We start from the raw sequence: 20,773 nt of genomic DNA, 5'->3' as shown, positions 1-20,773 counted from the left end.
GGCCTCTCTTCTCAATCCAGGGGTGCGGGCTGTGGATAACGTGCCTTGCGCTCGAGGTCGTCGAGATCGATGTGGTTGCGCATGTACTGTTGGCTGGCATCTACCCAGGGTTGATGGTCCCAGCTGTTCAGCTTGCCGATGGCCAGCGCTTCGCCAACCAGCCGGCGGCGGCGCTGGCTGGCCAGCACCTGCTGGCGCAGGCTGGGAATATTCCAGCGCTGGTGTGCTTCATCGACAAATGCCTGCAGCAGCGCCTGGTAGTCCGGGCTGCCGGTGAGGTTCTCCCGCTCGTGCGGGTCGCGGCTCAGGTCATAGAGTAGACAGGGGTCGTCTTCGCTGTACACGAACTTGTAAGGCCCTCGGCGGATCATCATCAGTGGGCCGACAGTGCCCTCAGCCATGTATTCGCCGATCACTTCGTCGTGACCGCCCTGCCCTTGCAGATGGCCGAGCAGTGAGCGGCCATCCAGGTGCAGGTCTTTATCCACAGCGCCACCGGCCAGCTCGACCAATGTCGGCAGCAGATCACAGGTTGATACCGAGGCGCTCACCCGGCTTGCAGCAAAGCGCTTGGGCGCATGGATCAGCAGCGGCACCCGCGCCGACATCTCGAACCAGTGCATCTTGTACCAGAGGCCTCGCTCGCCCAGCATGTCGCCGTGGTCGCCGGAGAACACGATCAAGGTGTCGTCGGCAAGGTTGCACTCCTCCAGGGTCTGCAGCAGCTGGCCGATGTTGTCGTCGATGTAGCTGCAAGCGCCAAAGTAGGCGCGGCGGGCATCGCGAATTTTGTCCACAGGCAGCGGCTTGTCCCACAGGTCATAAACCTTCAGCAGGCGCTGTGAGTGGGGGTCCAGTTGTGCCTGGCTGAGCCCGGTGGGCATCGGAATATCCACACCCTCGTAGCGATCCCAATATCGCTTGGGGATGGTGTAGGGGTCGTGCGGGTGGGTCATGGACACCGTCAAGCAGAACGGTCGCCCGTCGTTCTCGCGCACATGGTCGTACAAGTACTGGCGCGCTTTGAACACCACCTCTTCGTCGAAATCCAGCTGGTTGGTGCGCACGCACGGCCCTGCCTGCAGCACCGAGGACATGTTGTGGAACCAGCTCGGGCGCACGTGCGGTTCGTCCCAGTTCACCGCCCAGCCATAGTCGGCTGGGTAGATGTCGCTGGTCAGCCGCTCTTCGTAACCGTGCAGCTGGTCTGGGCCGCAGAAGTGCATTTTGCCTGACAGCGCAGTGCGGTAACCCAGGCGGCGCAGGTAGTGCGCATAGGTCGGTACATCGGCGGGAAAATCGGCAGCATTGTCGTAGGCGCCGATGCGGCTGGGCAGTTGGCCGCTGACCAGCGTGAAGCGTGACGGCGCGCACAATGGGCTGTTGCAGTAGGCTGAATCGAACACAACCGCCTGTTTCGCCAGCCGGCTCAGATGGGGCATCTGCACAGGCGAAGGGCCATAGATTGGCAGCAAGGGTGCGGCCATTTGGTCGGCCATGATGAACAGGATATTCGGGCGCGTCATGTCGGCTTCCATTGTTGAAGGTTATGCGATCCGCGTGCCTTTCAAGATGCGACTTCCGCTAACATGGGTAAAGCCCATGGCGGGCAATGACTGGGATTAGCTGAGCTTATGTTTGAGCACCTTGCCGCGCTGTCGCTGGATACTTTGCGCGTGTTCGAAGCAGCCGCGCGCCTGCGTGGCTTTACCCCTGCCGCATTGGAGCTTGGCACCACCCAGCCGGCCGTCAGTCAGCAGGTGAAGCGCCTGGAAGCAAAGCTAGGCACGCGCCTGTTCGACCGTATTTATCGGGGCATTCAGCTCACCGAAGCCGGCCAGTTGTTGTTCGAACAGGTGCACCAGGGCCTGCAAGCGATGGATGACGGCATCGCCCAGGCCAGTGGCCGCGGCCAACGCGAGGTGCTGCAGGTGGCTACCGACTTTGCTTTTGCAGCATTCTGGTTGATGCCGCGGCTGCAGCGCTTTCATGAGGCTTATCCACAGGTGGATGTAAGCCTGGTGACAGGTGAACGTAGTCAGGGCATGTTGCGCCCGGATATCGACGTCGCGGTGCTGTTCGGCGATGGGCGTTTCCATCAGGGGGAGAGCCGCTGGTTGTTCAATGAAGAGGTTTTCCCGGTGTGCAGCCCGCGGATGACTGACGGCAAACCCTTGTCAGCCTCGGCTTTGCAACGCTTGCCGTTGCTGCATTTGAAGGGCGAGCAGGCCAGCCGCTGGTTTGACTGGGCGGGGGTATTCCGCGGCTTCGGCGTAACCAGCCCACCGCCAGCGGGACAATTGCGCTTTGATAACTACACGCTGCTGATTCAGGCGGCGATTGCCGGGCAAGGCGTCGCGATTGGCTGGGGGCATCTGGTGGACGGCCTGGTGGAACAAGGGCTGTTGTGCCGGCCATTGACGGGAAGTCTGTGCTCGGACCGTGGGTATTACGTAGTCCTGCCGCCGCGCAAGCGCCGTGGGCCGTTGATTGAGCGGTTTGTGGATTGGCTGGAGCAAGAGCGCAACCGTTAAGAGGTTGGGCCGCTATGTGGTCTGGGCTATCTTTCATTGCATCACTGCCTCGCCGGCGGTGATGGTTGCAGCGTAATCAGGAGCTATCGTGCAGAGAATCAAGGGTTACCACGCGCACGTCTATTACGACGCGCAGAGCATGGAGCAGGCGCGGGAGCTGTGCGAGGAGGCAACACGGCTGTTTCCCGTGAGCATGGGGCGCATGCATCAGAAACCAGTAGGGCCGCACCCGGACTGGAGCTGCCAGCTGGCGTTTGCGCCGGAAGTGGTGGGTGTGGTGCTGCCGTGGTTGGCGTTATATCGGCGCGGGCTGGTGGTGTTTCTGCACCCGCTGACTGGCGATGAGCTGGCCGATCACCGTGATCATGCGATCTGGATGGGCGCTTTACGACCGTTGGACCTGTCGATCTTCGAGGAGTGAAGCAGGGCCATCCGCGCTGCAGCAGCGCGAGTGGCCCAAGGCAACTCAGCGACGTGCCGAGCGTACGCCTTCAGCTAGCGCCGAGCACAAGCTCAGCACATCGTTGACGGCCTGTTCGTTGTTGCTGGCGTTGGCGATCTTGTCGACCAGCGCCGAGCCAACCACCACACCTTCAGCCAGGCGCGCGATTGCCGCTGCTTGCTCAGGGGTGCGGATACCAAAGCCGACGCTGATCGGCAGGTCGGTATGGCGACGCAGACGCGCCAGCGCCTCGCTGACGTGCTCGCTGGTAGCGGAACCGGCACCGGTCACGCCGGCCACCGAGACGTAGTAGACGAACCCCGAGCTGCGCTCAAGCACGCGCGGCAGGCGCGCATCGTCGGTGGTCGGTGTGGTCAGGCGAATGAAGTCGATGCCTGCTGCCTGCGCCGGGGTGGCCAGCTCGGCGTCGTGCTCAGGCGGCAGGTCGACGATGATCAAACCGTCAACGCCAGCCTCGTTGGCCTCGGCAACGAACTTCTCAACGCCAAAGCGGTGGATCGGGTTGTAGTAACCCATCAGCACGATTGGCGTGGTCTGGTTGTCGACGCGGAACTCGCGAACCATCTGTAAGGTTTTTGCCAGGGTCTGGCCGGCGTCCAGGGCGCGCAAGGTCGCCAGCTGGATCGCCACGCCGTCAGCCATAGGGTCGGTGAACGGCATGCCCAGCTCGATCACGTCGGCACCGGCGGCTGGCAGGCCCTTGAGGATGGCCAGCGAGGTGTCGTAGCCAGGGTCGCCGGCAGTGATGAAAGTGACCAGCGCCGAGCGGCCTTCGGCCTTGAGGTCGGCAAAGCGTTGTTCGAGACGGCTCATGCCTGTTTCTCCTGGGCGGCCATGTGGTTCATCACGGTTTGCATGTCTTTGTCGCCACGGCCGGACAGGCACACTACCATCAAGTGGTCGCTAGGCAGGGTCGGCGCGCGCTTGATGGCTTCAGCCAGGGCGTGGGCAGTTTCCAGCGCCGGGATGATGCCTTCCAGACGGCACGTGGCGTGGAACGCATCGATCGCTTCGTCGTCGGTGATGCTGACGTACTCGACCCGCTTCACTTCGTGGAGGAAAGCATGTTCCGGGCCAATGCCGGGGTAGTCCAGGCCTGCCGAAATCGAGTGAGCATCGGTGATTTGGCCGTCGCCGTCCTGCAGCAGGTAGGTGCGGTTGCCGTGCAGCACGCCCGGTACGCCGCCGTTGAGGCTGGCGGCGTGCTTGTCGGTGTCGACGCCATGGCCGCCGGCTTCAACGCCGATGATCTGCACGCTGGCGTCATCGAGGAACTCGTGGAACAGGCCCATGGCGTTGGAGCCACCACCGACGCAGGCCACCAGACTGTCTGGCAGACGGCCTTGTTTTTCCTGCATCTGGGCGCGGGTTTCCTTGCCGATGATCGACTGGAAGTCGCGCACCATCGCAGGATATGGGTGCGGGCCAGCAACGGTGCCGATCAGGTAGAAGGTATCGTCGACGTTGGTGACCCAGTCGCGCAGCGCTTCGTTCATGGCGTCTTTGAGGGTGCCGGTGCCGGAGGTAACCGGAACGATCTCGGCGCCCAGCAGCTTCATGCGGAACACGTTGGCTTGCTGGCGCTCGATGTCGGTGGCGCCCATGTAGATCACGCACGGCAGGCCGAAACGGGCAGCCACGGTTGCGGTGGCGACACCATGCATGCCGGCGCCGGTTTCGGCGATCAGGCGTTTTTTGCCCATGCGCTTGGCCAGCAGTACCTGGCCGATGCAGTTGTTAACCTTGTGCGCGCCGGTGTGGTTGAGCTCTTCGCGCTTGAAGTAGATCTGCGCGCCGCCGCAGTGCTCGGTCAGGCGCTCGGCGAAGTACAGCGGGTTGGGCCGACCAATGTAATCGCGTTGGAAGTACGCCAGCTGCTCGACGAACGTTGGGTCGGCCTTGGCCGCTTCGTATTCGCGTGCCAGGTCCAGCACCAGCGGCATCAGGGTTTCTGCCACGTAGCGGCCACCGAACGAGCCGAACAGGCCGTCGGCGTCGGGGCCAGCGCGGAATTGGGTCTGGGTCATGGAGCGCTCCAAGGCGATATGGATGACTGATGGGCTTTACTCTAACTTCACTGCGCTCGGCTGAAAACCGATAAGATTGCGCAAACATGTCAGGAAATCTCACAGGTTATGCGCCACGATCTCCCTCCCCTGAATGCCCTGCGGGCATTTGAAGCGACCGCCCGGCTGAACAGCGTCAGCCAGGCCGCCGAACAGCTGCACGTGACCCACGGCGCGGTCAGCCGACAGATCAAGGTGCTGGAAGAGCATCTTGGGGTGGCGTTGTTCGTCAAGGATGGGCGTGGCGTCAAACTCACAGATGTCGGCGTGCGCCTGCGCGATGCCAGTATCGATGCCTTCGACCGCCTGCGCGGCGTATGTGCCGAGCTGAGCCGGGATGTCAGCGAAGCGCCGTTCGTGCTGGGCTGCTCGGGCAGCCTGCTGGCGCGCTGGTTTATCCCCAGGCTTGGGCGACTGAATGCCGAGCTGCCAGAGCTGCGCCTGCACCTGTCGGCGGGTGAAGGCGACCTCGATCCGCGCCGGCCGGGGCTGGATGCGCTGCTGGTGTACGCCGAGCCGCCGTGGCCGGCGGACATGCAGGTCCATGTCCTGGCTGCGGAACGCATCGGCCCGGTGCTCAGCCCGCACTTTGCCGGTTCGCAGAGCCTGCGCAACGCCCCAGCCGCAGAATTGCTGCAGCAAGCCTTGCTGCACACCACTTCGCGGCCACAAGCCTGGCCTACCTGGGCGGCGCAGCATGGCTTGAGCACGGGCGAGCTACAGCTGGGGCAGGCGTTCGAGCATTTGTATTATTTGCTGGAGGCGGCCGTGGCAGGCCTGGGCGTGGCGATCGCGCCACAACCATTGGTGGCGGATGACTTACGTGCCGGGCGTTTGATTGCGCCCTGGGGGTTCTCGCCCACCAACGCCGCGCTGGCGCTGTGGGTGCCGCGGCGCGCCGCAGATGGGCGCGCCGAGCAACTGGCGCAGTGGCTGCGCCGCGAGCTGGAGCAGATGGCTTAGTTGCGTTTGGTCAGCAGGTAAGCAGCCAGCAGGCCCAGTGCGCCAACCGCAACGCCGGCGGCAGTCCATGGGTGCTCCTGGGCGTAGTCACGGGTAGCGATGCCGGTTTGACGGGTGCGGGTCTTGACCTCGTCATAGGCGTCGCTGATGACGCTGCGCGAGTGTTTCAGGGCGTTTTCTGCGTTGCCGCGAATGGCCTTGAGGGACTTTTGCGATTCTTCGGAGGCATCATTCTTGAGTGTCTCGAGAGTGTTGAGGAGGCTCTCGATCTCGGCTTCCATGCTTTGCAGCGATGTCTTACGCAGGGTGTTGCGGGCCATGTTGACTCTCCTTCGCAATGGTAAGTGGCAGTAACTAGTGCGACTGCGCCGCGCGGCAAAAGTGCGATCGAACTTTTTCTCGAATTGACCGCTCGCAGGTAAATCAGGCCTGCACTGCTAGGCTCATCTGCGGTAATCACTCGAGGAACGCGCTAATGTCTGAGCATCGTACGTACAAGAAAATCGAGCTGGTTGGGTCTTCCACGACCAGTGTAGAGGACGCCATCAACAACGCTATCGCCGAGGCCGGCAAGAGCCTCAAGCATCTGGAATGGTTCGAAGTCACCGAAACCCGCGGCCATATCGAGAACGGCAAGGTCGCGCACTTCCAGGTCACCTTGAAGGTTGGCTTCCGTATTGCCGAGAGCTGAAGCACTACCGGGCTAGAGTGTCCGTGCGGGATGGGGTAATACAGTTCAGGGGCGCGTGTTGCGCCCTGTTTGATTTGATCTGAACAAGGAGAGCGATCGATGAACAAGCTACTGATGGCGATGGGTTTGCTGATGCTGGCCGGTGGTGCCATGGCCGCAGGCAAACCGTGCGAGGAGCTCAAGGCAGAGATTGCGGCGAAGCTGGATGCCAAAGGGGTCAGTGGTTACACGCTGGAGATCATCGACAAGGGTGATCCAGCGGGCAAAGTGGTCGGCTCTTGCGAGGGCGGCACCAAGGAAATCGTCTACACGCGCAAGTAATATTGCCTGCGTAATACCAGGCCGCGAGGCCGATTGGGGCAGCGAAGCGGCCCCAATCGCGTCTGCACTCAGTCGGCCTTGAGTGCCTGCGCGAGCAGCTCGTACGACCGGATGCGGTCGGCGTGCTCGTAAAGGTCGCAGGTGAAGATCAGCTCATCAGCACCGGTCTGCTCCAGCAGCACCTCGACCTTGGCCCGCACCTTCTGCGGGCTGCCGATCATCGCCAGGCCCATGAAACTCATCACCGCTTCGCGCTCATGGGGCAACCACAGGCCGTCCATGGTGCTCACCGGTGGGCGCTGCATCAGGCTCTGGCCGCGCATCAGTGCGAGGATGCGTTGATATACCGAGGTCGCCAGATACTCGGCTGTCTCGTCGGTATCAGCGATCACCATCGGCACGCCGAGCATCACATAGGGCTTGTCGAGCACCGTCGACGGCTTGAAGTGATTACGGTAGGTGCGAATCGCCTCATGCATGTAGCGCGGCGCAAAGTGCGAGGCAAAGGCGTAAGGCAAGCCGCGTATGCCAGCCAGCTGGGCGCTGAACAGGCTGGAACCGAGCAGCCAGATCGGCACCTCGGTGTCATACCCAGGCACGGCGATCACTTTTTGATCAGGCGTGCGTGGGCCGAGGTAGCGCACCAGTTCCTCGACATCATCTGGGAAGTCGTCGGCGCTGCCCGAGCGCTCGCGGCGCAGGGCGCGGGCGGTCATCTGGTCAGAGCCGGGCGCACGCCCCAAGCCAAGGTCGATACGGCCGGGATAGAGGCTGGCCAGGGTGCCGAACTGCTCGGCAATTACCAGTGGTGCGTGGTTGGGCAGCATCACCCCGCCGGCGCCGACGCGGATGGTCGAGGTGCCGCCGGCCAGGTAGCCGAGCAGCACTGAGGTGGCCGAGCTGGCGATGCCGTCCATGTTGTGGTGTTCAGCCACCCAGAAGCGGTTGTAGCCAAAGCGCTCGACGTGCCGCGCCAGGTCCAGTGAATTGTGCAGGGATTGGGCTGGGCCGGCATCGGCGCGTACCGGGACCAGGTCGAGGGTTGAAATCTTCAGATCACGCAACTGCGTCATCGCTGCCTCCGCAAAAAGTAAAGGGCGTTAGCCTTGTAGACTCTGTATGGGCAGATTCGATGTATTCAATGTTTGCCTGCGGATTGTTCTGAACTTGCTGTAGGTGGTGTCCTCTCAATCTTTACCTACACGCAAGCAAAGGTTCAGGGGACACCATGAAAAAGACAGCATCAGCGGTATGGCAAGGTGGTCTGAAGGATGGCAAAGGCATGCTGTCCACCGAGAGCGGCGCGCTCAAGCAGAACCCTTATGGCTTCAATACCCGCTTTGAAGACACCCCCGGCACCAACCCTGAAGAACTGATCGGCGCTGCCCACGCCGGCTGCTTCTCGATGGCACTGTCGATGATGCTCGGTGAGGCTGGCCTGACCGCAGAGCGGATCGACACCACCGCCGAAGTCACCCTCGACAAACAGGACGACGGCTTCGCCATCACCGCCGTGCACCTGATCCTCAAGGCCAAGGTGCCAGGCGCCAGCCAAGAGCAGTTCACCGAGATCGCCAACAAGGCCAAGGCCGGTTGCCCGGTGTCGAAAGTGCTCAATGCGCAGATCAGCCTCGACGCCACGCTGGAGGGCTGAGGCGGCGCAACTGGGGCGGTTTGTTGTAGTCTAAGGATTGTCGGCAGTTGGCCTGCCGCTCCAGGAGCCGTCCCATGATTCGCGTTGCAATCGCCCTGCTGGCTTCGCTGCTCGCTACCTCTGCGTTCGCTGCAGTGAAGCCCTGCGAAGAGCTCAAAGCTGAAATCGAAGCGAAGATCCAGGCCCGAGGCGTAGCCTCTTACACCCTGGAGATTGTTGCCAACAGTGAAGTCACCGACCAGAACATGGTGGTGGGCAGCTGTGAAGGTGGCACGAAGAAGATCATTTATCAAAAGAATGATCAGTAACGGTTGATGCCATGGGGCTGCTCGGACTCGAGCAGCCCCATTTTCGTTACGGGATGCAAAACACGTCGCTGGGCTCATCTACCAACACCTTGCGACTGGTGTCGTAGAGGTACACCTGCGGCTGCATGGCTGGTGCCCTGGCCTCCAGGCGATAGCGTTGGCCGGCTTCGAAGTTGTCGAAACGTACGGTCAGGTAGCAGGTGCGCTGGGTGGGGTCAGTAGTGAACAGCCCGCCACTGAGCTCATAGTCAAAACGCACTCTCAGCTCGTGCTGGCCGGGGGCGACCTGGAAGTAGCGACCGTCGTCGAGGCGCTTGCCATCCAGGCGGTCAGCCATGATCACCTTGCCGGGTGTCATGGTGTAGAGGTCGACCCACGCTTGTTTTGGGTCAACGGGGGGCAAGGGGCTGGCGCAGGCCCCAAGTGTACTCAGGGCGATCAGCATCATGGGCTGGCGCATGGTGGAACTCCCACTTGCAGGTTACAAGCCTTGAGCATAGCGCCAATCGTCGCCATCAGCTGCGTTGGCAGCCCGCCGGTGCACCCTGGCCTACCAGCTTTTGTTGCTCATCGTAGAGTTTCAGCCATGGCCTGAAGCCGATGCTGCCTGCTTGCAGGCTGTAGCGCTGGCCAGCGTTGAAGTCCTTGAAGTCGACATTCAGCTGACAGTCGCGCCAGAGCGGCTCGGCCACCGGGCCAATGTTGCTCGGCGCTACCGGGAATTGATAGCGCACGGTCAGCTCATGCTTGCCGGGCTCGACCTCGAAGTAACGGTTGTCTTGCCAGTCGCGCTCGTCGACCTGCACGGCGTGCAGCGCCGTGTCATCGCTCGGTTCGAGGTCGACCCAGGCTTTGTTCGGGTCGGCATCGGGCAGGGTCGAGCAACCCGACAACAGCAGTAAGGCGCCGATGGCTATCGGTGCACGCATGGCGATACTCCCCCTTGGCGAGATAGTCTGTGGCTTTGCACAACCTTGAGCGAGATGAACAGCGGCGATGCTTTGCGATCTTTTTAGTCAGCGCTCAGGCCTTGGGGCACTCGACCGCGTTTTCTCACCTTTGGTTCCCGTACTGGCGCTTGTTCTGCTGAGCGGTTGCAGCAGCGTGAGTTACTACAGCCAACTGGCCGAGGGCCAATTGCAGTTGCTGCGTGCGCGCCAGCCGGTCGAGCAGCTGCTGCGCGATCCGGCGACAGATCCGGTGTTGCGCGAGCGGCTTGAGCACGCCGAACAGGCCCGAGTGTTTGCCAGCGACGTGCTGAAGCTGCCGGATAACCGCAGCTACCGGGTGTATGCCGATCTGGGACGGCCGTACGTGGTATGGAACGTGTTCGCCACGCCTGAGCTGTCGCTGCAGCCAATCACCCACTGCTTCCCGATTGCCGGCTGCGTGGCCTATCGCGGTTACTACCGCCAGGGCGCAGCGCGCGGTGCGGCGGCGTTGATGCGCCAGCAAGGGCTGGACGTGTATGTCGGCGGTGTCGAAGCCTATTCAACCTTGGGCTGGTTCGATGACCCGCTGCTGTCGTCGATGCTTGGCTGGGGTGACGAGCGGCTGGCTTCGCTGATCTTTCACGAGCTGGCGCACCAGCGCTTTTACGTGAAGGACGACACCGAGTTCAACGAATCCTTTGCCACTTTTGTCGAGCAACAGGGCACGCGGCAATGGCGCGCCGCCCGTGGCCTTGCAGCGGTTGGCGAAGACACTTCACTTCAACGCGAGCAGTTCATACAGCTGGTGCTCGATAGCCGTGAGCGATTGCAGCAGCTCTACGCGGGGCAACTGTCCGATGCCGCCAAGCGAGCGGCCAAGCAAGCCGAGTTTGCCCGTCTGCGCGACGAGTACCGGCAACTGCGCGATGGTCAATGGGCGGGCGACAAGCGCTATGACGCCTGGATCTACGCACCAATGAGCAATGCCAAGCTGCTGCCCTTCGGCCTCTATGACCAGTGGGTGCCGGCCTTTGCAGCGTTGTTCCAGCAGGTCGGCGGGGATTGGTCGCAGTTCTACCAGGCGGTTGAAAAGCTGGGCAAGCTGCCCTTGGCACAGCGTAAAGCTGAGCTGGGCAAGCTTGCGCAGCCGTCGGCGAAGCCAGTCAGGCCCTGATAAACGCCTGATGCAGTTCAGCCAGCGTTTCGAAATGGAAGGCTGGCGCTTCTGCCGTCAGCTCTTCGCGGCTGCCGAAGCCGTAGCCCACCGCCACGGCCTGCACGCCGTTGCTGCGCGCGCCGATCAGGTCGTGCTTGCGGTCACCGATCATCAGGGTGTGCGCCGGGTCGAGGCCTTCCTGCTCGAGCAGGTGGGCGATCAGCTCGATCTTGTTGGTCCGGGTGCCATCCAGCTCGCTGCCGTAGATCACCTTGAAGTGATGGGCGAAGGCAAAGTGGCGGGCAATCTCGCGGGCAAATTCCCACGGTTTCGAGGTGGCTACATACAGCGTGCGGCCTTGCTCGTTGAGCGCTGCGAGCAGCTCGGGCACGCCGGCATATACGCTGTTTTCATAGAGGCCAGTGACCTTGAAGCGCTCGCGGTAGAAGTTCACCGCCTGCCAGGCCTTGGCCTCGTCGAAGTCGTAGAACTGCATGAAGGCCTGCAGCAAGGGCGGGCCGATGAAGTGTTCGAGGCGGGCCAGGTCCGGCTCGTCGATGCCCAGTTTGGCCAGGGCGTACTGGATCGAACGGGTAATGCCCAGACGCGGGTCGGTCAGGGTGCCGTCCAGGTCGAAAAGAATGGTCTGCTGGTGCATGGAGTCTCTCGGTTGTGCGGATGGGCGCCGCGAGGGCGTCATTCCGGGCGGTCGTAGCCTTCGGCCAGGTGCAGGTCCTTGAGCTTGACGTAGTTGGCGGCACTGTACGGGAAAAACGCCCGCTCCTTGTCGGTCAGCGGCCGCGCCTGTTTGACCGGGCTGCCGACATACAGGTAGCCGCTTTGCAGGCGCTTGCCCGGCGGCACCAGGCTGCCGGCGCCGATGATCACCTCGTCCTCGACCACCGCGCCATCCATGATGGTGCTGCCCATGCCGACCAGGATGCGATTGCCCAGGGTGCAGCCATGCAGCATGACTTTGTGACCGATGGTCACCTCGTCGCCGATGATCAGCGGGAAACCGTCCGGGTTGAACGGCCCGGCATGAGTGATGTGCAGCACGCTGCCGTCCTGCACGCTGGTGCGCGCACCGATGCGGATGCGGTGCATGTCTCCGCGCACCACGGTCAGCGGCCATACAGAGCTGTCCTCGCCGATCTGCACGTCGCCCAGCACCACCGCCGAACGGTCTACAAAGGCCCGGGGTCCAACTATCGGAGTGTGTTGCTGAAAGCTACGAATGGCCATGATAGCGCCTCTCTTGAATGCCAATAGGCGGGCTGCCTGCTGCGGACGGCGTCGATTGTAATTAAGATGGTCCCATGTTTCTCCTGCCAAGGTATCCAAACCGTGAGTGCGAACAACCCGCTTCTGCAGTCCTACGATCTGCCGCCCTTCTCGGCAATCCGTGCCGAACACGTGTTGCCGGCGATCGAACAGATCCTTGCCGACAACCGTAAAGCCATCGCTGAAATTCTCAAAAGCCAGGGCCAGCACCCCACCTGGGCTGGCCTGGTGCTGGCGATGGACGAACTCAACGACCGCCTCGGCGCGGCCTGGAGCCCGGTCAGCCACCTCAATGCGGTGTGCAACAGCGCCGAGCTGCGCGAGGCCTATGAGTCGTGCCTGCCGGCCTTGAGCGCCTACTCCACCGAGATGGGCCAGAACCGCGAGCTGTTCCAGGCCTATGAAGCCCTGGCCAACAGCCCCGAGTCGGCCACCTTCGACGTCGCCCAAAAGACCATCCTCGAGCACGCCCTGCGTGACTTCCGCCTGTCGGGTATCGACCTGCCGGCGGACAAACAGCAGCGCTATGCCGAAGTGCAGAGCAAGCTCAGCGAGCTGGGCAGCCGCTTCTCCAACCAATTGCTCGACGCCACCCAGGCCTGGAGCAAGCACGTCAGCGACGAAGCCGCCCTCGCCGGCCTGACCGAATCGGCCAAGGCGCAGATGGCTGCCGCTGCGCAAGCCAAGGGCCTCGATGGCTGGCTGATCACACTGGAATTCCCCAGCTATTACGCGGTGATGACCTACGCCAATGATCGCGCCCTACGTGAGGAGCTGTACGCCGCCTACTGCACTCGCGCCTCGGACCAAGGTCCGAACGCCGGCCAGTTCGACAACGGCCCGGTCATGAACGAGATACTCGACCTGCGTCAGGAGCTGGCGCAGCTGCTCGGTTACCCGAACTTCGCCGAGCTGAGCCTGGCGACCAAGATGGCCGAGTCCAGCGACCAGGTGCTGAGCTTCCTGCGGGACCTGGCCAAGCGCAGCAAGCCGTTTGCCGCGCAGGACCTGGCACAGCTCAAAGCCTACGCTTCCGAGCAAGGCTGCCCTGAACTGGCCAGCTGGGACGTCGGTTACTTCGGCGAGAAGCTGCGCGAGCAGCGCTACAGCGTTTCGCAGGAAACCCTGCGTGCCTACTTCCCGATCGACAAGGTGCTGTCTGGCCTGTTCGCCATCGTCCAGCGCCTGTACGGCATCGAAATCGCCGAACTCAGGGGCTTCGACAGCTGGCACCCGGACGTGCGCCTGTTCGAGATCAAGGAGAACGGCGAGCACGTCGGGCGCTTCTTCTTCGACCTCTATGCACGCGCCAACAAGCGTGGCGGTGCCTGGATGGACGGCGCGCGCGACCGCCGCCGTACCGAGGCTGGCAGCCTGCAGAGCCCGGTGGCCAACCTGGTGTGCAACTTCACCCCGGCCGCGCCTGGCAAGCCGGCGCTGCTGACCCACGATGAAGTCACCACTCTGTTCCACGAATTCGGCCACGGCCTGCATCACCTGCTGACCCGCATCGAGCATGCCGGCGTATCCGGCATCAACGGTGTGGCCTGGGATGCGGTAGAGCTGCCAAGTCAGTTCATGGAAAACTGGTGCTGGGAGCCCGAAGGCCTGGCGTTGATCTCGGGCCACTTCGAGACCGCCGAACCACTGCCGCAGGACCTGCTCGACAAGATGCTCGCAGCGAAGAACTTCCAGTCCGGCATGATGATGGTGCGCCAGCTCGAGTTCTCGCTGTTCGATTTCGAGCTGCACGCCACCCACGGCGACGGTCGCAGCGCGCTGGAGGTGCTGGAAGGCGTGCGTGATGAAGTCACGGTGATGCGTCCGCCGGCCTACAACCGCTTTCCGAACAGCTTCGCGCACATCTTTGCCGGCGGTTACGCTGCCGGTTACTACAGCTACAAATGGGCCGAAGTGCTGTCGGCTGATGCCTTCTCGCGCTTCGAAGAAGAAGGCGTACTCAATGCCGAAACCGGCCGCGCCTTCCGTGAGGCGATCCTCGCCCGCGGTGGTTCGCGTGAGCCGATGGTACTGTTTGTCGACTTCCGTGGCCGCGAGCCGTCGATCGATGCCCTGCTGCGTCACTGCGGCTTGAGCGAGGATGCAGCGGCATGAGTGAGGTGCCTGTGAGCAAGACCAAAAAACGCTTTATCGCCGGAGCGGTCTGCCCGGCGTGCAGCGAGCCGGATCGCTTGACCATGTGGAGCGAAGACGGCGTCCCGCACCGAGAGTGCGTCGCCTGCGGGTTTACCGATACGCTCAACGAACAAGGCCTGTCGGTGCCCAAGGAACTGGGCACGCGGGTTAATCAACAGGCGGTCAAGGCTGAGCCGGTCAAGGTGCAGACTGTGCAGTTTTTCCCCAACCCGAAGTTGAAAAAGCCCAGCGAGTAAGCGCACGGCGGACGCTCTTCGCGAGCGTCCGTAGCTGCGGGTGGTAATCATGGCTGCGTTGCACACGGCAGCTGGCGCTTAGGGTAACGGTCCTTACCGTTAATTCCTGGAGCCGCTGATGACCGCTGCTTTTGCACTGATGGACAATTGCGTTTTGCTCGACTATTCCAAACTGGATGTTGGGCAACTCGAACCTGCTTTTAAAGAGCTGTTCGAGCATAGCGTCACCGTGTTGGAGGATCTCGTTCGAGATCATGCTGCAAGCCCCGCCTGGGACACATTCGTATTGCCGATCGAACTGCATGATCAGCAGCTCGAGGATACATTCCATGCCCTGACGCCGATGGCTAGCGTGAGTATTGAATGGGCCGCTGCAGTGGGTGCTTGTGATCAACTTCTGCAAACCTGGACTCGCACCAAGCTCGGTAACAAGCAGTTGCTCGACGGCTACCGCAGGCTGGAAGCCGAAGCGACCAATGCCGATCAACGCCTGATACTCGCGCAGATTCTGCGCCAGTTTCATCTGGCTGGAAGTGCGCTGGCGCCGGCCGAGCTTGAGCAGTTGCAGAAAACCGACGCGGCAATCAGCGCGCTCGAACAACAGTTTTTGGCCAACCTGGATACTGCTCGTGGTAGCTGGACCTGCACGCTGACCGAAAGAGCTGCACTGGCTGGCCTGCCTGATGCTGCACTTGACGCATTGGCTGACGATGGTGGCCATTGGCAGCTCGATCTGCGGGAAACCACCGTTACCACGATTCTGGCTTATGCCGACGATCAGGCTCTGCGCGAAAAGGTCTACCGCGCCGCTGCAAGCCTAGCGTCGTCGCTGGGCGACCCCGGACTGGACAACGCCCCGGTGCTGCAAGCGCTGCTGCGTCTACGCCAGGAGCGTGCGCAGCTGCTGGGGCGGGATAACGCAGCGTCGATGGCCGCCTGGGTCAATCATGACTACTCGGTTGCTGAGGTCGAGGCCTTGCTTGCTCAACTCGCGCAGCGCGCTCAGACCAAGGCCAAGGAAGAGCTCCACCTGCTCGCCCATCTTGCTCGTGAGCAGGGTATCGATGAGCTCGGCGCATGGGATCTGGCGTATTTCGCCCAGCAGGCCAGGCGCACAGACGGCACCGATGCGGAGCAAATCATGGCTGCCTACTTCCCGCTGCAAGAGACCCTCAAGGGTATTTATCAATTGCTGGAGCGGGAGTTTGGCATCCGGGCGACGTCCATCAACGCTCTCAGTTGGGACAGCAAGGTGCAGGCGTTGCATTTCTACATCGACGGCGAACAGCTTGGCTATATCTATCTGGATTTGTTCGGCCGCCCGCTGAAGGCGCCCTGGCCATACTTTTATCCAATGCGCCCGCGACATGTGGATAACCACACAACCCTGCCGGTGGCCCTGGTCTCATGCTGCCTGGAGCCTGGTGATGGGCAGGCTGAGCCGATGCTGACCCACGAAGACCTTTGCAAATTGCTGCATGAGTTTGGCCACGCGCTGCATCAGATCCTGGCGGGCAACTCGCACCGCCGGTTGAACCGAGTGGCAATCGATGCGCTGGGCGTAGATGGATGCGAATTCGTCGGCAAGTTCTTCGAGCAATGGTGCTGGTCCGCAAGTACTTTGCAGGTCTTGTCGCGACATGTGCAAACGGGTCAACAAGCGTCTTTGCAGCAGGTTCAGAACTGGCTGCACAGCCGCAGCAGCTGGCAAGCAGTGTCCCAGGCACAGCAGCTGAGGCTGTCGCTGTTTGACTTTGTTGCGCATTGTGAAGTTATCGCTCATCGTGATCTGCGGCAGCTGGCAATGGCTGCTACTCGGCGAACCGGCCTGCTGACGATGCATGATGAAGAGGCGTTCATTGAAAGCTTTGACTACCTGGTCACGGGCTACGAGGCGAGCTATTTCGGTTATAAATTGGCCGAGGCCTATGCGCTCGATGCGTTCGAGCATTATCTGACTGCACCTCCAGGTCAGCAGCCTCCGGCGCAGTGCATCCTCGAGGAACTGCTCGCCCCGGCTGGCAAACGCTCGCTGAGTGCTTCGTTGCAGGCCTACCTGGGACGGCCTCCTTCATTGAACGCCTATTTGCGCAGATATGGCTGATTGCAGCAGACGCCGGGCGGTCATGGCATTGGCCGTTCAATCGGAGTACTGTATATAAAAACAGTGTTCCGGATATGCCCATGTCAGTCTCTCCTGTGCGCGGTCGTGGCACCGCCGATAATCCTCACAACCGATTTGCGCCAAGCGTATCGGTGGCGGAGGATGACGGCTGGTATCAAGAGGTGCCGCTCACCCAGGGCACCGAGATCCGCAGCGAAACCGCCAAGACCATCATCACCCGCAACACCTCCCCCGACCTGCCCTTCGACCGTTCGATCAACCCCTATCGCGGTTGCGAGCACGGCTGTATCTACTGCTATGCGCGGCCCAGCCATGCTTACTGGGATTTGTCCCCAGGGCTGGATTTCGAAACCAAGCTGATTGCCAAGACCAACGCTGCCGAAGTGCTCGAACAACAGCTGAGCAAGCCGGGATATGTCTGTGCACCGATCAACCTCGGCTCCAACACCGACCCGTACCAGCCCATTGAGCGTGAGCAGTTGCTGACCCGGCGCTTGCTTGAAGTACTGCTGCGCTTTCGCCATCCGGTCACCATTGTCACCAAAGGCTCGTTGATTCTGCGTGACCTCGACCTGCTCACCGAGCTGGCTCAGCAGCGCCTGGTGCGGGTAATGATCAGCCTGACCACCCTCGATGATGAGCTCAAACGTGTGCTCGAGCCGCGTGCGGCAGCGCCCAAGGCACGCTTGCGGGCGATCCGGGTGATGCGCGCAGCGGGTATCCCGGTCGGCGTGCTGTGCTCGCCGATGATCCCGATGATCAATGACAGCGAGCTGGAGCATCTGCTTGAAGCGGCCAAGCAGGCCGGAGCGCAAAGTGCGGCGTACATGATGTTGCGTTTGCCGTTGGAGGTGGCGCCGTTGTTCGAGCAGTGGTTGCAGGATCATTACCCGCAGCGCGCCGCGCACGTGCTCAGCCTGATCCGCCAGAGCCGCGGCGGCGAACTTTACGACAGCCGGTTCGGCAGCCGGATGCGCGGTGAAGGGGTGTTTGCCGAATTGTTGCAGCAGCGCTTCGCTCGGGCCATGCGCCGGCTGGAATTTGCCGGCCGCGAGGCGCAAACGCTGGACTGCTCGGCGTTCTGTCGGCCCGGCGGGCAGATGGCACTGTTTTAAGCCCAGACAGTTACCCTTCAACTCAACTAATACTGCACAATATTTTTACTAATGACCCTTGGCCTCTGATGTTTTTTTGCTATTATCAAAGTCCCGCCACATGAAGCTGGAACGCCCGTTCTAGAGCCTTCAAATTAAGTTTCAGTTAAGTTTTCCCCGGTAGCGTAGGAAATCAGTCCACACCGACTGTGATTCATGGCCCGTGCGTGTCATCTAATTCCCCGCATAGCCAGAATCTTTAACCGGTAACATGGAACTTACCCGCACCGTCTAGAGGATGAATCATGCCCATCAAGGACCCATCCAAAGCCGCCCCGGCTGCTGTCCCGGCCGAAAGCGCCGATGCCGCCCTTAAGCATATCGTCGACGGCTTCCTGAAGTTTCATCACGATGTGTTTCCAGAGCAGCAAGAGCTGTTCAAGAAGCTCGCCACAGCGCAAACCCCACGCGCTATGTTCATTACCTGTGCCGACTCACGGATTGTTCCCGAACTGATCACCCAGAGCTCGCCAGGCGACCTGTTCGTGACCCGTAACGTCGGTAACGTGGTCCCGCCTTATGGCCAGATGAACGGTGGTGTTTCGACAGCCATCGAGTACGCCGTGCTGGCCCTCGGTGTGCACCACATCATCATCTGTGGCCACTCCGACTGCGGCGCCATGCGTGCGGTGCTCAACCCCGCTTCGCTGGAAAAGATGCCGACCGTCAAGGCCTGGCTGCGCCACGCCGAAGTGGCCCGCACCGTGGTTGAAGACAACTGCTCGTGCGGCAGCGAGCACGAAACCATGCAGGTCGTGACCAAAGAAAACGTCATCGCCCAGCTGCAGCACCTGCGCACGCACCCGTCGGTCGCTTCGCGCCTGGCCGCTGGCCAGTTGCACATCCACGGTTGGATCTACGACATCGAGACCAGCCGGATCGAAGCCTATGACGCCGTCAGCGACAGCTTCCTGCCGTTGGTGGCTGGCCAGCCGATCCCGAGCGCCACGCCGAGAGGCCGCTACTAAGCGACCCTGATACCCGCGAAACCTTGATAGCCGACCGCGCACCCTGAGGGGCGCGGTGCGGCCTTCGGCTGCCTTGAATTTCCCTGACCGAGTTGCCGGCATCTGCGCTGGCGGCGGGCGCCTGCGCGCCTGTCAGGGGCCCATTGTGCCCATGGCCAGCGGACCGGCCATGTGTCTAGAAAGGAGAAATACGGTGAACAAAACACAGATCAAGGCGGCTCTGCCGCGAGAATTACTGGCTTCAGTGGTGGTATTTCTGGTGGCTCTGCCCCTTTGTATGGGCATCGCCATCGCATCCGGCATGCCGCCTGCCAAGGGGCTGATTACCGGCATTATCGGCGGCATCGTGGTCGGCTTCATCGCCGGTTCGCCGCTGCAGGTCAGCGGCCCGGCAGCGGGCCTGGCGGTGCTGGTGTTCGAGCTGGTACGCCAGCATGGCATGGCCATGCTTGGGCCGATTCTGCTGCTGGCGGGCTTGCTGCAGCTACTGGCCGGGCGTTTTCGTTTGGGCTGCTGGTTTCGGGTCACGGCACCGGCGGTGGTGTACGGCATGCTCGCCGGGATTGGCGTGTTGATTGTGCTGTCGCAGGTGCATGTGATGTTCGACACCGCGCCGCAGCCGTCGGGCCTGAACAACCTGCTGGCCTTCCCCGAAACGCTGCTGGCAGCGTTGCCGCTGGCAAACGCGGGGAATGGCTGGCAGGCCGGTGCGCTTGGCTTGGGTACCATCGCCATGATGTGGGCCTGGGAGCGCTTCCGGCCGCAGCGGCTGCGCTTTGTGCCGGGCGCACTGCTCGGTGTGGCAAGCATGACCGCAATCGCCATGTGGCTGGCACTGCCGGTCAACCGCGTGGTAGTGCCGGCGGACCTGTCCGAAGCGATCGACTGGCTGCGCCCGGATGACCTGCTGAAGCTGGCCGACCCGACCTTGCTGATCGCCGCCTTTGCCCTGGCCTTCATCGCCAGCGCTGAAACGCTGCTGTCTGCTGCAGCGGTAGACCGCATGCACAGCGGGCAGCGCTCGGACTTCGACAAGGAGCTGTCGGCGCAAGGCATCGGCAACATGCTCTGCGGCGTGCTCGGTGCGCTGCCGATGACCGGGGTGATCGTGCGCAGCTCGGCCAACGTCCAGGCCGGCGCGCAGACTCGCGCTTCGGCGATCCTGCATGGTGTTTGGCTGCTGGGCTTTGTGGTAGTGCTGAGCAGCGTGCTGCAGCAGATTCCGGTGGCGAGCCTGGCCGGGGTGCTGGTGTATACCGGGATCAAGCTGGTTGATTTCAAGGCGTTTCGCAGCCTTGGCCGGTATGGCCGGATGCCGATGTTCACCTATGCCGCAACAGCGCTGGCGATCATTTTCACCGACCTGCTGACCGGGGTCTTGCTGGGCTTTGCTTTGACTCTGTTGAAGCTGGCGTTCAAGGCGGCCCGGCTGAAAATCAATCTGGTCGACCTGGCCAAGCCTGGGCATATGGAGTTGCGCCTGAGCGGCGCGGCCACCTTCCTCAAGGTGCCGGCCCTGACCCAGGTACTTGAGCAGGTGCCTGCGGGCACGACCCTGCATGTGCCGCTGGGCAACCTTAGCTACATCGACCACTCGTGCCTGGAACTGCTGGAAGACTGGGGGCGCAGCAATGCCGCCAAGGGCTCGCGCTTGAAGATCGAGCAGTGGCGCTTGAAGCGGCGGATCGAGGGGCGGCTGCGGACCACGGCGGGCGTGGGTGCCTGAGCGGGCACTGCACCTAAACAGTACTGGCCGGTCCC

The 20,773-nt window shown here is 62.1% G+C and carries 23 protein-coding genes; 14 read left to right on the top strand and 9 right to left on the bottom strand.

The window, feature by feature from the left end:
• Nucleotides 1-11: 11 nt before the first annotated feature.
• A complete protein-coding gene (gene betC / locus FW789_RS16915) occupies nt 12-1,526 on the bottom strand; it encodes a choline-sulfatase (protein WP_446431782.1) in 1,515 nt (504 codons plus the stop codon).
• Between the two features lie 108 nt (nt 1,527-1,634).
• Here betC and FW789_RS16910 point away from each other — a divergent pair, with 108 nt between their 5' ends.
• Nucleotides 1,635-2,534: a choline sulfate utilization transcriptional regulator gene (locus FW789_RS16910; protein ID WP_103435469.1), complete on the top strand. Its 900-nt coding sequence runs from the start codon at nt 1,635-1,637 to the stop codon at nt 2,532-2,534.
• A gap of 88 nt (nt 2,535-2,622) precedes the next feature.
• A complete protein-coding gene (locus FW789_RS16905; RefSeq protein WP_101322749.1) occupies nt 2,623-2,955 on the top strand; it encodes a DOPA 4,5-dioxygenase family protein in 333 nt (110 codons plus the stop codon).
• A 45-nt stretch (nt 2,956-3,000) separates the two neighbouring features.
• Here FW789_RS16905 and trpA read toward each other — a convergent pair whose 3' ends face one another.
• Both trpA and trpB read right to left on the bottom strand, forming a co-directional pair.
• On the bottom strand, nt 3,001-3,810 hold the full coding sequence (trpA, locus tag FW789_RS16900; protein ID WP_103435467.1) for a tryptophan synthase subunit alpha: 810 nt from the start codon (nt 3,808-3,810) through the stop codon (nt 3,001-3,003).
• A complete protein-coding gene (trpB, locus tag FW789_RS16895; protein ID WP_103435466.1) occupies nt 3,807-5,024 on the bottom strand; it encodes a tryptophan synthase subunit beta in 1,218 nt (405 codons plus the stop codon). Before trpB ends, trpA begins: the two co-directional genes overlap by 4 nt.
• A gap of 108 nt (nt 5,025-5,132) precedes the next feature.
• On the opposite strand from trpB, the gene FW789_RS16890 reads away from it, so the two are divergent.
• On the top strand, nt 5,133-6,026 hold the full coding sequence (locus FW789_RS16890; protein WP_207072802.1) for a LysR family transcriptional regulator: 894 nt from the start codon (nt 5,133-5,135) through the stop codon (nt 6,024-6,026).
• On the opposite strand, the gene FW789_RS16885 is transcribed toward FW789_RS16890, so the two are convergent.
• A complete protein-coding gene (locus tag FW789_RS16885) occupies nt 6,023-6,346 on the bottom strand; it encodes a DUF883 family protein (RefSeq protein ID WP_101322745.1) in 324 nt (107 codons plus the stop codon). The genes FW789_RS16890 and FW789_RS16885 overlap by 4 nt on opposite strands.
• A gap of 155 nt (nt 6,347-6,501) precedes the next feature.
• Here FW789_RS16885 and FW789_RS16880 point away from each other — a divergent pair, with 155 nt between their 5' ends.
• Both FW789_RS16880 and FW789_RS16875 read left to right on the top strand, forming a co-directional pair.
• Complete coding sequence (locus FW789_RS16880; protein ID WP_101322744.1) at nt 6,502-6,717, top strand: dodecin; 216 nt, start codon at nt 6,502-6,504, stop codon at nt 6,715-6,717.
• Between the two features lie 99 nt (nt 6,718-6,816).
• Entirely contained in the window at nt 6,817-7,038 is a 222-nt protein-coding gene (locus tag FW789_RS16875) for a DUF1161 domain-containing protein (protein WP_101322743.1), read from the top strand.
• Nucleotides 7,039-7,106: 68 nt separating this feature from the next.
• On the opposite strand, the gene FW789_RS16870 is transcribed toward FW789_RS16875, so the two are convergent.
• The gene (locus FW789_RS16870; protein WP_446431781.1) at nt 7,107-8,111 is read right to left on the bottom strand and encodes an LLM class flavin-dependent oxidoreductase; all 1,005 of its coding nucleotides are present in this window, start codon (nt 8,109-8,111) and stop codon (nt 7,107-7,109) included.
• A gap of 155 nt (nt 8,112-8,266) precedes the next feature.
• Between FW789_RS16870 and FW789_RS16865 the strand changes: the two genes are divergently transcribed.
• Both FW789_RS16865 and FW789_RS16860 read left to right on the top strand, forming a co-directional pair.
• Entirely contained in the window at nt 8,267-8,692 is a 426-nt protein-coding gene (locus tag FW789_RS16865) for an OsmC family protein (RefSeq protein WP_103435463.1), read from the top strand.
• A gap of 74 nt (nt 8,693-8,766) precedes the next feature.
• A complete protein-coding gene (locus FW789_RS16860; RefSeq protein WP_446431780.1) occupies nt 8,767-9,000 on the top strand; it encodes a DUF1161 domain-containing protein in 234 nt (77 codons plus the stop codon).
• Between the two features lie 46 nt (nt 9,001-9,046).
• Here FW789_RS16860 and FW789_RS16855 read toward each other — a convergent pair whose 3' ends face one another.
• Both FW789_RS16855 and FW789_RS16850 read right to left on the bottom strand, forming a co-directional pair.
• Nucleotides 9,047-9,460, bottom strand: a complete 414-nt coding sequence (locus tag FW789_RS16855) for a PA0061/PA0062 family lipoprotein (RefSeq protein ID WP_103435461.1) — start codon at nt 9,458-9,460, stop codon at nt 9,047-9,049.
• 55 nt (nt 9,461-9,515) lie between these two features.
• Entirely contained in the window at nt 9,516-9,929 is a 414-nt protein-coding gene (locus FW789_RS16850; protein WP_103435460.1) for a PA0061/PA0062 family lipoprotein, read from the bottom strand.
• A gap of 67 nt (nt 9,930-9,996) precedes the next feature.
• Between FW789_RS16850 and FW789_RS16845 the strand changes: the two genes are divergently transcribed.
• A complete protein-coding gene (locus tag FW789_RS16845) occupies nt 9,997-11,106 on the top strand; it encodes an aminopeptidase (RefSeq protein WP_103435459.1) in 1,110 nt (369 codons plus the stop codon).
• Here the strand turns inward: FW789_RS16845 and FW789_RS16840 are convergent.
• Nucleotides 11,096-11,746: an HAD family hydrolase gene (locus FW789_RS16840; RefSeq protein WP_186700243.1), complete on the bottom strand. Its 651-nt coding sequence runs from the start codon at nt 11,744-11,746 to the stop codon at nt 11,096-11,098. The two genes, FW789_RS16845 and FW789_RS16840, sit on opposite strands and share 11 nt — an antisense overlap.
• Nucleotides 11,747-11,784: 38 nt before the next feature.
• Nucleotides 11,785-12,333, bottom strand: coding sequence for a gamma carbonic anhydrase family protein (locus FW789_RS16835; RefSeq protein WP_186700240.1), 549 nt, complete (start codon nt 12,331-12,333; stop codon nt 11,785-11,787).
• Between the two features lie 102 nt (nt 12,334-12,435).
• On the opposite strand from FW789_RS16835, the gene prlC reads away from it, so the two are divergent.
• The 6 genes from prlC (at nt 12,436) to FW789_RS16805 (ending at nt 20,738) form a co-directional block, all read left to right on the top strand.
• Nucleotides 12,436-14,487, top strand: coding sequence for an oligopeptidase A (gene prlC, locus FW789_RS16830; protein WP_446431779.1), 2,052 nt, complete (start codon nt 12,436-12,438; stop codon nt 14,485-14,487).
• Entirely contained in the window at nt 14,484-14,765 is a 282-nt protein-coding gene (locus FW789_RS16825; RefSeq protein WP_101322733.1) for a YheV family putative zinc ribbon protein, read from the top strand. The genes prlC and FW789_RS16825 overlap by 4 nt, the downstream gene beginning before the upstream one ends.
• Before the next feature lie 118 nt (nt 14,766-14,883).
• On the top strand, nt 14,884-16,869 hold the full coding sequence (locus FW789_RS16820) for a M3 family metallopeptidase (protein ID WP_446431778.1): 1,986 nt from the start codon (nt 14,884-14,886) through the stop codon (nt 16,867-16,869).
• Nucleotides 16,870-16,949: 80 nt separating this feature from the next.
• The gene (locus FW789_RS16815; RefSeq protein WP_103435454.1) at nt 16,950-18,005 is read left to right on the top strand and encodes a PA0069 family radical SAM protein; all 1,056 of its coding nucleotides are present in this window, start codon (nt 16,950-16,952) and stop codon (nt 18,003-18,005) included.
• A gap of 284 nt (nt 18,006-18,289) precedes the next feature.
• Nucleotides 18,290-19,012 (top strand): carbonic anhydrase, encoded by a 723-nt coding sequence (locus tag FW789_RS16810; RefSeq protein WP_103435453.1) that lies wholly within the window; start codon nt 18,290-18,292, stop codon nt 19,010-19,012.
• Between the two features lie 193 nt (nt 19,013-19,205).
• On the top strand, nt 19,206-20,738 hold the full coding sequence (locus FW789_RS16805; protein ID WP_103435452.1) for a SulP family inorganic anion transporter: 1,533 nt from the start codon (nt 19,206-19,208) through the stop codon (nt 20,736-20,738).
• The last annotated feature ends 35 nt before the right edge of the window (nt 20,739-20,773 follow it).

It is taken from the genome of Pseudomonas sp. 1121_17 (assembly GCF_052850745.1).
This window is presented reverse-complemented; position numbering and strand designations above follow the sequence as displayed.

What these genes read in the sequence shown, in the direction of transcription:
- FW789_RS16870 (WP_446431781.1), bottom strand. Translation starts at nt 8,111, where the DNA reads ATGACGCAGTTGCGTGATCTGAAGATTTCAACCCTCGACCTGGTCCCG.
- FW789_RS16825 (WP_101322733.1), top strand. Translation starts at nt 14,484, where the DNA reads ATGAGTGAGGTGCCTGTGAGCAAGACCAAAAAACGCTTTATCGCCGGA.
- FW789_RS16865 (WP_103435463.1), top strand. Translation starts at nt 8,267, where the DNA reads ATGAAAAAGACAGCATCAGCGGTATGGCAAGGTGGTCTGAAGGATGGC.
- FW789_RS16890 (WP_207072802.1), top strand. Translation starts at nt 5,133, where the DNA reads ATGCGCCACGATCTCCCTCCCCTGAATGCCCTGCGGGCATTTGAAGCG.
- FW789_RS16855 (WP_103435461.1), bottom strand. Translation starts at nt 9,460, where the DNA reads ATGCGCCAGCCCATGATGCTGATCGCCCTGAGTACACTTGGGGCCTGC.
- FW789_RS16810 (WP_103435453.1), top strand. Translation starts at nt 18,290, where the DNA reads ATGCCCATCAAGGACCCATCCAAAGCCGCCCCGGCTGCTGTCCCGGCC.
- FW789_RS16885 (WP_101322745.1), bottom strand. Translation starts at nt 6,346, where the DNA reads ATGGCCCGCAACACCCTGCGTAAGACATCGCTGCAAAGCATGGAAGCC.
- FW789_RS16815 (WP_103435454.1), top strand. Translation starts at nt 16,950, where the DNA reads ATGTCAGTCTCTCCTGTGCGCGGTCGTGGCACCGCCGATAATCCTCAC.
- FW789_RS16820 (WP_446431778.1), top strand. Translation starts at nt 14,884, where the DNA reads ATGACCGCTGCTTTTGCACTGATGGACAATTGCGTTTTGCTCGACTAT.
- FW789_RS16880 (WP_101322744.1), top strand. Translation starts at nt 6,502, where the DNA reads ATGTCTGAGCATCGTACGTACAAGAAAATCGAGCTGGTTGGGTCTTCC.
- FW789_RS16845 (WP_103435459.1), top strand. Translation starts at nt 9,997, where the DNA reads ATGCTTTGCGATCTTTTTAGTCAGCGCTCAGGCCTTGGGGCACTCGAC.
- FW789_RS16875 (WP_101322743.1), top strand. Translation starts at nt 6,817, where the DNA reads ATGAACAAGCTACTGATGGCGATGGGTTTGCTGATGCTGGCCGGTGGT.
- trpA (WP_103435467.1), bottom strand. Translation starts at nt 3,810, where the DNA reads ATGAGCCGTCTCGAACAACGCTTTGCCGACCTCAAGGCCGAAGGCCGC.
- FW789_RS16860 (WP_446431780.1), top strand. Translation starts at nt 8,767, where the DNA reads ATGATTCGCGTTGCAATCGCCCTGCTGGCTTCGCTGCTCGCTACCTCT.
- FW789_RS16850 (WP_103435460.1), bottom strand. Translation starts at nt 9,929, where the DNA reads ATGCGTGCACCGATAGCCATCGGCGCCTTACTGCTGTTGTCGGGTTGC.
- FW789_RS16835 (WP_186700240.1), bottom strand. Translation starts at nt 12,333, where the DNA reads ATGGCCATTCGTAGCTTTCAGCAACACACTCCGATAGTTGGACCCCGG.
- FW789_RS16910 (WP_103435469.1), top strand. Translation starts at nt 1,635, where the DNA reads ATGTTTGAGCACCTTGCCGCGCTGTCGCTGGATACTTTGCGCGTGTTC.
- FW789_RS16840 (WP_186700243.1), bottom strand. Translation starts at nt 11,746, where the DNA reads ATGCACCAGCAGACCATTCTTTTCGACCTGGACGGCACCCTGACCGAC.
- trpB (WP_103435466.1), bottom strand. Translation starts at nt 5,024, where the DNA reads ATGACCCAGACCCAATTCCGCGCTGGCCCCGACGCCGACGGCCTGTTC.
- betC (WP_446431782.1), bottom strand. Translation starts at nt 1,526, where the DNA reads ATGACGCGCCCGAATATCCTGTTCATCATGGCCGACCAAATGGCCGCA.